Genomic DNA, 11,231 nt, shown 5'->3' with positions numbered 1-11,231 from the left:
CGGGCGTCCTTCGGCTCCACGCGAGAGGGATCGGCGACCTCTGGCAAGCCAACTACGTTGTCCGTCTTCGCCGCCGTCACTGTCGTCATAGCGCTTTCCCTCCCCTTGTCCCCGCACTGACCCTCTGCCGTAGGCCGGCAACCCGGCGTTTACCCCGGCACCCTCACACCATGCCTACAAACTTTCGACGGCGCTTCCCTAGCTGGAGATCGTGTCCGGCTCTGGGCGTGCACGTCGTGCACGCCCAGAGCCCGGCCCTTCAAGGTCGGAGGTGAAGGAGCCGGCAGAGCCCGGTGGTGGGCCGGGCCGGTCCGTCCCCCTCCGCTACCCGCGGCTCGCCCACCTCGCCGCATCGAGTAGATGCCCGGCGGTACGGGGTCGCCCCGGCCCCTCGTTCGGGCACGGTCAGAAGTTGGAGATGACGTTGGTCAGGACGTTGTCGATGGTGCGGGGGTCTTGCGCGTTGTAAGCGTGGGCGTGGCCGGCATCCGCTGTGGCCTTCAGCTGTGAGCGGCAGGCGTCGTCGCCATAGGCGATGGTGAAGACGCGGACGGGAGGTTTGCTGGGGTCGGCGAGGGTGGTGGTGAGTTCTTCCAGGCCAGGGCTGGGGGTACTGGTCTGGTTGCAGCCGTCGGTGAGGACGACGACGGCGTTGATGGCGTGGGTGTCGTAGTGGTGGCGCAGAGCGTCGACGGCGTCGTCGATGGTGGCGTACAGGGCGGTTCCGGCGTCGGCGTCCAGGTGACCGATGTCGGTCGCGAGATGCTCGCGTTGAGGCTTTGCGTCCGGCTTCCTGCTGCCCATGGGGGCGATGATGTCGTCGACGGTGTGATGGTCGGAGAAGTGCCACAGGCCGACCTTGTCGCTGTCGGTGAAGCCGTCGAGCAGGGCCCCGCGGGCGTCCTTGACCAAGTCGAGTTTGCTCTTCTCCGTGGGCACCACCCGCTGTTTGCCCTGCGCGTTGAAGTCCATCGAGCCTGAGGTGTCGATCAGCAGCAGGACGTTGGCGGGCTTGCGCAGGTCGCGCCAGACGGCGGGCAGCTCGTTCAGGACGTCGTCGGTGGGCTGGCCGAGCGGGGCCGGCAGCCGCTCGCCGGGGACACCGTTGCCGGTGGTGATGCGCCCGGTGATGTGCCCGGTGGGGGTGCGAAAGCCCAGGTCGGCGAACTTGGCCCGGGCGGTCTTCGTGGCCAGGAAGTGCCGGAAGTCGGCCGCGATGCTCTTCTTGGCACCGGTCAGGCCGTGCAGCGGGATGTAGGGGTGGTCGGAGTAGATGGTGCCGATGCCCTCGTCGACGGGGTGGAAGGCGAGCAGTTTGGTGTGCGGCGGACTGGTCCTTTCGCAGCCGGGTTCGCTGGAGCGGCTGCCACAGGGGTAGCCGAGGTTGTAGGCGACGACGCTGTTCTCTTCGACGGTGACCGCGGAGAGGTAGGCGGATGCCTGGCCGGCGTCGTCGAAACGGCGCAGGTTGGCCAGGTAGGTCAGGGTGGTGTCGCCGTAGTGGACCACCGACTTCTCCATCCGGGCGATCTTCTTCTGCAGGGCTTGATCGTGGAGGTTGGTGGTGGTCAGTTCGCTGCTGGTGCCGGTCTGGGCGTAGAACGAGGCGAAGGTGGCGTTCAGGCCGGAGGTGGAGTACTCCGGGTTGGTCTTGCCCAGCTTGAAGCCGGGGCGGGCCGCCATCGATGCCAGGTCCTGCCAGCTGATCTTCCGCTTGGGCCAGCCCAGCTTCCGTGCGGCCGGCTCCGGCATGGCGATGGTGAGCGGGCTCAGGGCCAGGGAAGAACCGGCCGGCAGCGCTGCGGGCAGCTGCTCGAGTTGTTGCGGGTGGTGGTTCTTCTTCGCCCGCGCGCGGGCCATTTGCAGCCAGATGTGCGAGGCGGGGGACCACACGTCCGGGCGGGGTCCGTCGACGGCCGTGTTCCAGCCGTCGGCCAGCGCCCGCATCGCGGTGCCGGAGTCGACGCTGTCGACGGTGACCCGCACGCACTGACCGTCACTGCTGTGCGAGCCGTAGGCGTCGGCCGCGTCTTTGACGATGGCGGCCTTGTCGGTGGACGCCGCCACGTGCAGCGTCTGCGTCGGCTTTGAGCAGGATGCCGGCCCCGAGGAGGTGTCCCGGCTGCAGCCGGGTACGAACAGACCACCCACCACGGCGGCCGCGGCCAGCGCGACGCCGGCCGCACGAGTCGCGCGGCGCCGGTACCACGGCATCGAAGCTGCCTGTTCCGAGCCGGCTCCGAGGGTGGAGGCGGGCGTCTTCCCCTCCCCCGCTTGCGGTCTCGCGCCCGGATCAAGGTGCCGGCCCGGATCGGGAGGCAGACTCTCCTCCGAGCCGGGGGCCGACGCCGAGCTCGCGGCCGTAGCCGAGGCCGCGGCCAGAGGCGGCGCAGCCAGGTCCCCGAGCTGCCCGCCGAGTTCCGGGCTCGGCGTCGGGTCTTCTCCCCGCTTCTGCAGGAAGTCATTGTCGGGAGTCTGCAGCGCATTCCACACGGCGACCAGGTCACCTGCCCCTCCCAGCTGCTGCCGGCTGGCCTCGGGCAACACGGTGCAGGCGGACACGAGTGCGTCGGCGAAGCGCCGCAGGGCTTGCGGGCCCAGCTCGGCGGCGGCTTGACCCGCGAGCAGGCGCAGCCGCTTCCACTCCTGGACGTCCAGCCCGCAACCGCGGGCGAAGGCCTCGTAGGGGCCCTCGCTGGGCAGCGTGGTCCCGTTCGTCACCCGGGACAGGGTGGTCTTGTCGTAGCTGGTGGCCGACGCGAGCTGCTCCAGGCTCAGGCCTTGGATGTTGCGTCTGGCGGTCAAGGCCCAGGCCAGCGCGGGCAGCGGGCCGGCGGCCGGGTCGTGGTCGGTGGGCCTGCGGCCAGCCGGGCTCATCGCCCCTCCCCCGCCGGCAGGGGCAGACCGAACAGGGCGCGCACGACGTGCGCGGCGGCCATGCCGCCGCCGGCCGCGCAGCCCAGAGCGGTCTGCACCGGGCAGCCGGCCACGACCAGGACGACGATGACGATCTGGATGAAGGCGAACGCGCCCATCCGCCAGCTCGGCGGGACGACACCGCACGCGGGTGCGGCGTGGTGTTGTGTGCTCATGGTGATTCCCCCACGGTCCGGAACTCGGCTGTGAACCAGCCCGAGGCCCACTCGGCGTCGGAGAGCTGCAACTCCCCATCGCGGCCTCGGCGGCTGCCATAAGGCTTCGCCAAACAGCGGCCGCAGCACCACAGTTAACTCATCATCAGCAACGCAACAGGGCAGTTCGCAATAACTGGCCCGCACCAGACCATCACGGCCGCACTACCGCAACAAGGCCACCGCTCCACGCCCCGACAGCCCGGCCGACCGGCTCGGAGGCTCCCTCTCTCACGAGGCGCGGCTTACTGTTTCCGCAGGTCAGGGTGAAGGTGCATTGTTGCGGAATACGGTCCGCAACAAAGTCTCCGCCCCCAGTCCCACACCAGCGGGCCACACTGACACAGGGTCCCGCCTGCGGGACCGACCCCAGCGGACGTCCCTTAGGTCCGGACACCGCGGCAACAAAGGCCGGCCCCCGCTGCAACGGAGGGCCGGCCCCCGCCCATCCCAACGACGTCGCACCACGAGACCACGACACTCGCTCTCACTCGCCGCCCCGTAAACGTCTTGTGCCCGGCGCGTCGAAGGCCAGCTGCGTCTCTGCGGCATGAGGGAGGGTGCCGCCGAGGTGGAGGGATCGCGAGTGCGCCGCCCGTCGCGTCCGCAGCTCAGGTGACCGGGGGCTTCGAGGTCGGTGACGATGCCTTGTGCGGTGCGCTCGGTGATGCGGCAGGTCGCGGCGATGTCGCGCAGACAGCAGACACAAATCACTGTCGGGGACGACGGCCGGCAGGACTCGGGCGTGACTGCTGAGGAAGGCCCATCCTGCGCTCTGCCTGCCCGGCCTCACTTCTTCTGGTGGTCGCTTTTCCCGGGCAATCATTGCCGTCCGTAAACTACTGGTTTTTTCGTAATGTGAAGACCGGTGTTTGTGGGGTAGGCGGGGATGTGAGTTCGGGGTCGGCGCTTCGGAAGTGAGGCGGACGGCATGGATCTGCCTGTCCGAGATGACGGCCGTGAGTCCTTCACGGACCGTCTCATCATGGTGGGCGCGGCCTTCGAGGGCAGCGAGGACATTTCTGCCGCCCGCCGTCTCGCCCGCTCGTTCCTGACAGACCTGCACCAGGTGCACGGTGTGCCGGTCGCCGACCGCGTCACGGGCGGGGTGCAGCTGGTGGTGAGCGAGTTGGTCACCAACGCCCGCAAATATGCCCCCGGCCCCTGCCTGCTGACCCTCGAGGTCAACGAGGGCGTGGTGGAGGTGACGGTGTGGGACAGCAACCCGTGCCTGCCGGTGGCTCAGACCCCCGACCCCGACCGGGTGGGCCAGCACGGCCTGGAAATCGTGATGGCCCTCTGCCGGAGTTTCGAGATGCACCGCGAACCCGTCGGCAAACGCATCATGGCAGCCCTCGTCCTGGCCGACGATCCGATCGGAGACGAAGCCGGCGAGCAGATCTGCTGATCAGACGGTCACTGCCATCCAACCGTTCATGCTCACCCTCCCGTCAGGCCACACGCCGCTTGCTCGGCATCCGGTTCGCATACGGGCCAGGTCCGGCAGGCGAGGTGGCCGGTCGACGGCGGGCCGGGGCGGGGGCTGAATGCTGTCGACGGACCACACGGCTGCGTCCCGCGTCAGTAGACGGCAGGAACGGCGCGGGCGAGAGGTTCGAGGTCTGCATAGAGGGCGGCATGGAGTGCGGCGGCCAGTTCGCGGGCCCGTAGTTCGCCGCGCAGGCCGTGCATCATGAAGTAGACGGGCCCCTTGTAGGCGTCCAGGTCGGCCTCGCGGCGGTCGACCAGGCGGGTCATGGCGGCCCGGATGGCTTCGTGGACGGTCTCAGAGACGGTATGGCCCGGACCGGCGGGCAGGGTGTCTGCCTTCACCGTCCACTGGTCGCGGTCTTCGCATTCGACGGCGACGAACACGGCGCGGTGGGCGATGGCGTTGCGGTAGGCGTCGTGGAAGGCCTCGGCGCCGGTGGCGTCCGGGATGAGGTGGGCAGGACAAGGGGCCGGCAGCGGCTGCAGAACTTCGAGGATCTCGACCTTGCTCGCCGGAACCTTGTGAGCCTCGTGCAGGTTCTGACCGGTCCACCAGGGGGCCATGCCGTCCTCGGCACCCGGCTGGCCCCACTGCACCATCTCCAGTTCATCACCGGCGTGGAAAAGCCTCAGGCTCAAGGGCTCGACGGAGGTGGACTGATGTTCGGTGAGGATGCGGACACGGGCACGCACGCACCAGCCGTCCGGGGGAAGAACGCCTCCCCCGGTCTTTCGATCACTCGTCGTGTCCATCAGTCACCCGCCACAATGCTCGTCAATGCCATGCTCATCGCAGGAGGCTCCAAGATCCTTGGCGGTGAGCCCCGACTTGCGGGAAAGTCGATTCCCCGTCTCAATAGCGCAGCCCCTTCTCGGTCAGCAGAGATGAGCGAGCGGTGCTGTCAGCCTGTCCGTTCTGCCTCCAGGACCACTGGAGTCGGCAACCGACGCGCAGGTAACCCTGGACGGTCGTACGCACGGTCAGGCGTCCGGAATCGGTCGCTTCCGAGTCGTCCCCCTCCGGCAGCCATTCAGGATCTGCGCCAGGGGGCAGTTCGTCCCAGTCCGTCAGGATGACGGTGACACCCACATCGTCCGTACCAAGCAACACCCAGAAACGGGACCGCCGACTGTGGCCGCGCATGTAGTGACAGCCCACCCGGACGGCGTCCGCCACGCGCGAAGCCATGATCTTCGGAACACCGAAACCGACCAGCATCCCCCGCCCGGCTTCAGCCGTACTGACAGCGTCGGTCTCCCGCCGGACCTCCATCACCGACGACACATGCGCGAGCTGCGAGCAAACCTCCGCCCCGTCGACGCGCGGCAGACTGAACAGGCGGACATCGCGCCCCATGAGATCATCCCCCTCGACAGCCGAGTACTGGAGATGTGCAGGTCAGGCGCGCCATGGCACGCGCCCTGCGGCCACTGTCAAAGACCGCGACTGCCAGGGTCCGGGGCAACACCACCAGCCTAAGCCGGGATAATGATCCAAACCAGGACAAAGAATTCTTATACGGATTAGTTTCGGCCTCGCCGACGGCGCGACCGGCCCGACCGCACCCGGTGCCGTCGTCAGCCTGTGCGGCACGTAATCATCATGGGTCACAGCCCAGTCCCTGGCTGCGCACGGGCCGCCCTGGATCTTTGCAGCTCCCCGCAGACAAGCGGCATAGGTGATGTGGCGGGAAGGCCGAATCGGAGGCTGTCGCCACGCTTGTGAAGCCCTCTAGGATGCGAACCGCCAGACCACGTTCACGAGTTGGATCTGGCCCCAGCCCCCAGCCCCCGGGCTCGCAGGACAACCGAACCGACAGGGAAATCCGGGCCCGCATCGACGCGAACGATCCCGGGGGTCCCCGCTCCCTCGTCCTTGCAGCCGGTTTCGAGCTGGGGCGCACTCCCGCGACACCCCAGGGCCCGCGAGGACGATCCGCGCGCCAGGGCACCGTGGCATGAGCAGCCAGGCGGAGCTCTCGCGCCGACGGCCGTCGCCGGTTCTGCCGACAACCGGCGACGGCCGCCTCGCTCATCCTGGCCCCAGCTCCCACCTCACTGCGGTGGTAGCGACCGGCTGACGTCGGGCAGCGCAGCGGCCGGTAGGGACCAACGACTCCTCGAGGGGACCCAACGGCCTCCGCTGAAGCGGATCGCCCGCGAAGACGCTGAGCAGCGGATGGGAGGAATCGTCCACACTCCCGCGAGGGCCGCCGCCGGCTGCTCCCGACAGGGACTTTAACTCAGAGTCCCTTCTGGCCCCTTGCCGCACGAATGCGACACCAGAGGCCCCGTAGCGGCTGCCTTCAGGCGGAGCCGCCGGTGAACAGGGTGCTCGATCACAGACTGGTGGCCAGCCAGAGGGTGGCGGTCGCGGTGATGATGAGCCCGACGTTCAGCGTGATCCGGCGGTCTTCACCGGTCAGGTGGACGGCGATTGCACCGATCTGCAGGAGTACGAAGCCGATGGCCGCGGCTGGCGCCAGTGAGGGAGCTATGCCGGTCAGCGGCGGCAGGATCAGTCCGATCGCGCCCAGTATTTCGACCGCTCCCAGCAGCCTTACGACGGACAACGGCATGCGGTCGACCCAGGCCATCATCGGTCGTAGTTGATCGCGACTGCGGCTCACCTTCATCGCGCCCGCGTAGAAGTAGAAGAGGGCGAGAAGTCCCGCGACTATCCAATAAGCGAGGTTCATGGTTCCCGTTCTGGAACACCCGTTCCCGGGGTCCCGTCGATGGCGTCGACTGCCAACAGATGCCTGAAGAAGGCCCGGTCCGTCGTCCCAAACGGGGCCGGGTCGTACCGGGCCGTCGGCTTCAGGTGAGGTCCGTGGCAGGTTCGGTCGCGTAGCGCTTCATCGCGTCGATGTTGGCTTGGGGCGTCAGCGGCCGGCCGGCGGCGAGCGTGTCCTGGAGGTCTCGGAAGTACTGCACGTACAGGTCGGGGGTGAAGGTGCTGAGCATGACGGCCGGTTGGTCGGTCAGGTTGGCGAAGGTGTGCGGGATGCCGGGCGGAACCATCACAAGCGTGCCCGCGGTGGCATCGTGGTCCTCGTCTCCGACGGTGAACCGCACGGTGCCGGAGATGATGTAGAAGCCTTCGTCATGTCGGGCGTGGCGGTGCTGCGGCGGCCCTTGAGTGTGCGGGGCGAGAACGGACTCGGCGATCGCGAGGCGGTGCTCGGTGTGGCTGCCGTCCTCCAGGACGCGCATGCGCGTGGTGCCCAGAATGATCGTCTCCCCGTCACCGGGGCCCGTCACCGACAGGGCGGGGCCGGCCTGCGGCCGGCTGGTCTTGGCTGCTTCGGTCATGCTCACGATTGCACCGCCAAGGCCTTGTCGGCGTCCAAGACCCATCTCGCAGCGCCGATACCTCGTGGGTATTGTTGCAGCGTGGAGCTACGGACCTTGCGCTATTTCGTGGCGGTCGCCGAGGAACTCCACTTCGGCCGGGCCGCCACCCGACTGCACATGAGTCAGCCGCCGCTGAGCCGGGCGATCAAACAGTTGGAGGCCGAGGTCGGGGCCTTGCTGTTCGCCCGATCGCCTGCCGGCGTCACGCTCACTGCGGTGGGCAAGGTGCTGCTCGACGAGGCGCGGGCGCTGCTCGACCATGCCGACAGTGTCCGTCTACGCGTGAGCGCGGCGGCCGGCGCCACGACCCTGACCGTGGGCATCCTGGGTGACGGCACCGACCCGGGAGTGGCCAGGCTGGCCGCCGCTTACCGCCGACGCCACCCCGGTATCGACATCCGCATCCGTGACACCGATCTGACCGACCCGACCTGCGGGCTGCGCGCCGGACTGGTCGACGTCGCCCTGACGCGAGCGCCATTCGACGAGACCGCCCTGACGGTGCGGGGGTTGCGGACCGATCCGGTCGGCGTGGTCCTGCGCGCCGATGATCCGCTGGCCCGACGCGACCGGCTGCGACTGACCGACCTGAGCGACCGCCGCTGGTTTCAGTTCCCGCAAGGGACCGACCCCCTCTGGCAGGCGTACTGGAACGGCGGCAGGCCGCGGAAGGGCCCAGTGGTGCGCGCTGTGCAGGAATGCCTGCAGGCCGTGCTGTGGAACGGCACGATCGGCCTGGCCCCGCTCGGACACGACCTGCCCGCAGAGTTGGCCGTCGTACCGCTGACCGACATGGCGCCGAGCCGAGTGGTGGTGGCGTGGAACGAAGGGGACCGCAACCCATTGATCCGGTCCTTCATCGAGATCGCGGCATCCGCCTACCGCGCCTGAGCACTGGCAGGCGGTACTGCCGCAGCTCGGGAAACAGACGGTCACGGTCTCGGGCCCGATCCCTCCACCAGGAGATGATCACCCGAAGCATCGACATCCGCCCACACCATGCCGCCGACGGCATTCCTCTGCCTTCCCACCACAACCTCAGCGCCGCATTCACCGAATGCCGAACCGGAGGGATGGGTCGATGAGATCGAGGGACTGCAAGTCAGCCCGGCCAGCGCAGCTGCAGGCCGCGGTGGCGGACACCCTGCTCACCGCACTGGCTGGCCGGCGCGCGGATCACGCAGTTGCGTGCGACCGCCCGCAAGCACCACTGGGCCGACCACAGAGCGGTGAAGGCTGAGGTCGACCACTCGTCGAAGGCCCGGCGGTAGCCCGGACTACCGGGTGCCCGCCACAGGCTTCTGCTTGTAGAAGGACTCCTCCAGGTAGGCGGCCTCGTGCGGCTGGTAGGGCTCTTGCAAGTAGGCGGCCTCGTCTTCGTGAAGTTGGACGTCCACCGCGGCGACCGCATCGGCCAGTTGGGCCGGTTTTGTGACCCCGACGATGGGCGAGGTCACCACCGGGTTGCGCATGACCCAGGCCAGGGCGACCTGTGCCGGGGACAGACCCCGCTTGCCCGCGATCTCGTGGACGCGCTCGGCCACCGCCTGGTCCTCGTCCCGATAGAGGATCTTCCCGCCCGCGTCGGTCTCGGCACGCGCCGATGCGATGCCCTGGGTCCGTGTCAGCCTGCCCCGCGCCAGCGGGCTCCACGGAATCACGCCGATACCCTGGTCGGCGCAGAGCGGGAGCATCTCGCGCTCTGCTTCCCGGTGGATGAGGTTGTAGTGGTCCTGCATCGACACGAACCGGGTCCAGCCGTTCAGGTCCGCCAGGTACAGGGCCTTGGCGAACTGCCAGGCGTACATGGAGGAGGCTCCGATGTAGCGCACCTTCCCGGACTTCACCGCATCGTGCAGCGCCTCGAGGGTTTCCAAGATCGGGGTGTCGTAGTCCCAGCGGTGGATCTGGTACAGGTCGATGTAGTCGGTTCCCAGTCGCTTCAGGGAGGCGTCGAGTTCGGCGGAGATCGCCTTGCGGGAGAGCCCGGCGCCGTTCGGGCCGGGGCGCATCCGCATCCAGACCTTGGTGGAGAGAACGACCTCCTCACGCCTGGCGAAGTCCTTGACCGCCCGGCCGACGATCTCCTCGCTGCTTCCGGCGCTGTACCCATTGGCCGTGTCGAGGAAGTTGACGCCGCTCTCGAGGGCCTGCTTGATGATGTCCCGGCTAACGTCCGCGCCCAACGACCAAGGCTCGCCGCCCCGGTCCGGCTCGCCGAAGCTCATACAGCCGAGGGTGATGGCGGAGACTTCCAGCCCGGTCGTTCCGAGTTTGACGTATCGCATGCGTCGGAAGCTAGAAGTTGAAGTGCGCTTCAACGCAAGGCCATCTCGGAATGGAATTCCGTCCACGGCCCTGCAAGAGGACTACTGACCTCCGGGCCCGGCATGACTGGTCCCCCTTGTCGAACGGATGACCTGGGGGGGTGGTGTCGAAGGGCCTGACAAGCACCGTTGGAGGCGCTGATGAGAGATCCGACTACCGCCTTGCCAGGCGCAAGGGCCGGCCGCTCGCGGGTGGAAAGTCTGCATAACGCAGATGCGCACATACGACGCCCATCCCCTGGCCAGCAGCGGTCGAGCCAGGCGCGTTCCACCGAGTCAGGAACGTGACCACTTCGGTGAACCCGGGCAAGACGTTCACCAACGAGTTCGCCCTCAACGCCAACAAGAAGGAAGGCCTCACCCCTCGCGACAACCCCGGCCGGAGCCGACAGCTGATCCCACGCAGCTCACGGCGCCGTGCGGGCGACCACAACCCGGGCGGCCACGGGCCCGCAGCGCAGGCGCGAGCACCGTCGGCCTCCCGGGACAGGCCGTAGGCGGACACGGACACGGCACCGGAGGACTTCGGTGCCCTGTCACTGGACCGCGTACACGGGGCGCCCCCGCCATGGCGGTGCGGGCCGACAGACCGGTGCCCCGGACGCGAACCACTCCGCGGTCACGCGTGCCGGGTGTGGAGGATGGTCGAGCCAGCGGTAGACGGCGAGCTTGACGCGGTCCTCGGCCAAGAACCAGAACGGGGCGTATCCCCACACGGCGGCCACCCATCCCCAGCCGCCCGCCGCGGTGATGCGCAGCACCGTGGCCGATCCCCGCTTCTACGGGCAACAATCGATGGCGTTGTTCACGAGTTTGGGCTCTGGTCCACTTCGTGCGGTCGCGTACGCAGCGTGACTGTCGATCTCCTCGTGAGGCTGGCTGACTGCCTGTTCTCTATCCGTTCGCGTGGTCGGACAGGTTCGAA

General features: G+C 68.3%; 11 protein-coding genes. 3 read left to right on the top strand and 8 right to left on the bottom strand.

The genetic code is table 11. The features are described 5' to 3' along the window. Window positions 1-405: 405 nt before the first annotated feature. Together M8J74_RS42875 and M8J74_RS42870 are read right to left on the bottom strand one after the other, a co-directional pair. On the bottom strand, window positions 406-2,877 hold the full coding sequence (locus M8J74_RS42875) for a substrate-binding domain-containing protein (RefSeq protein ID WP_249841583.1): 2,472 nt from the start codon (window positions 2,875-2,877) through the stop codon (window positions 406-408). After that, on the bottom strand, window positions 2,874-3,092 hold the full coding sequence (locus tag M8J74_RS42870; RefSeq protein WP_249841582.1) for a hypothetical protein: 219 nt from the start codon (window positions 3,090-3,092) through the stop codon (window positions 2,874-2,876). Before M8J74_RS42870 ends, M8J74_RS42875 begins: the two co-directional genes overlap by 4 nt. A gap of 1,024 nt (window positions 3,093-4,116) precedes the next feature. Here M8J74_RS42870 and M8J74_RS42865 point away from each other — a divergent pair. After that, window positions 4,117-4,539, top strand: coding sequence for an ATP-binding protein (locus tag M8J74_RS42865; protein ID WP_249841581.1), 423 nt, complete (start codon window positions 4,117-4,119; stop codon window positions 4,537-4,539). 173 nt (window positions 4,540-4,712) lie between these two features. On the opposite strand, the gene M8J74_RS42860 is transcribed toward M8J74_RS42865, so the two are convergent. From M8J74_RS42860 to M8J74_RS42845, 4 genes are all read right to left on the bottom strand, one after another. After that, window positions 4,713-5,261 carry a hypothetical protein gene (locus M8J74_RS42860; protein WP_249841580.1) on the bottom strand — a complete coding sequence of 183 codons (549 nt, stop codon included), beginning with the start codon at window positions 5,259-5,261 and terminating at the stop codon, window positions 4,713-4,715. A gap of 214 nt (window positions 5,262-5,475) precedes the next feature. Beyond that, window positions 5,476-5,979 carry a hypothetical protein gene (locus M8J74_RS42855; RefSeq protein WP_249841579.1) on the bottom strand — a complete coding sequence of 168 codons (504 nt, stop codon included), beginning with the start codon at window positions 5,977-5,979 and terminating at the stop codon, window positions 5,476-5,478. Between the two features lie 982 nt (window positions 5,980-6,961). Next, window positions 6,962-7,321 (bottom strand): DoxX family protein, encoded by a 360-nt coding sequence (locus M8J74_RS42850; RefSeq protein ID WP_249841578.1) that lies wholly within the window; start codon window positions 7,319-7,321, stop codon window positions 6,962-6,964. Between the two features lie 121 nt (window positions 7,322-7,442). Then, window positions 7,443-7,937 carry a cupin domain-containing protein gene (locus M8J74_RS42845; RefSeq protein WP_249841577.1) on the bottom strand — a complete coding sequence of 165 codons (495 nt, stop codon included), beginning with the start codon at window positions 7,935-7,937 and terminating at the stop codon, window positions 7,443-7,445. 81 nt (window positions 7,938-8,018) lie between these two features. Between M8J74_RS42845 and M8J74_RS42840 the strand changes: the two genes are divergently transcribed. Next, complete coding sequence (locus tag M8J74_RS42840) at window positions 8,019-8,870, top strand: LysR family transcriptional regulator (RefSeq protein ID WP_249841576.1); 852 nt, start codon at window positions 8,019-8,021, stop codon at window positions 8,868-8,870. Window positions 8,871-9,256: 386 nt separating this feature from the next. Here the strand turns inward: M8J74_RS42840 and M8J74_RS42835 are convergent, their stop codons facing one another. After that, a complete protein-coding gene (locus M8J74_RS42835; RefSeq protein ID WP_249841575.1) occupies window positions 9,257-10,267 on the bottom strand; it encodes an aldo/keto reductase in 1,011 nt (336 codons plus the stop codon). A 323-nt stretch (window positions 10,268-10,590) separates the two neighbouring features. Between M8J74_RS42835 and M8J74_RS42830 the strand changes: the two genes are divergently transcribed. Next, window positions 10,591-10,803, top strand: a complete 213-nt coding sequence (locus M8J74_RS42830) for a hypothetical protein (protein ID WP_249841574.1) — start codon at window positions 10,591-10,593, stop codon at window positions 10,801-10,803. A 39-nt stretch (window positions 10,804-10,842) separates the two neighbouring features. Here M8J74_RS42830 and M8J74_RS42825 read toward each other — a convergent pair whose 3' ends face one another. Beyond that, window positions 10,843-11,067, bottom strand: coding sequence for a hypothetical protein (locus M8J74_RS42825; protein ID WP_249841573.1), 225 nt, complete (start codon window positions 11,065-11,067; stop codon window positions 10,843-10,845). Window positions 11,068-11,231 lie beyond the last annotated feature (164 nt).

This window comes from Streptomyces panaciradicis (genome assembly GCF_023516615.1).
Classification (GTDB): Bacteria; Actinomycetota; Actinomycetes; order Streptomycetales; family Streptomycetaceae; genus Streptomyces; species Streptomyces panaciradicis.
This window is presented reverse-complemented; position numbering and strand designations above follow the sequence as displayed.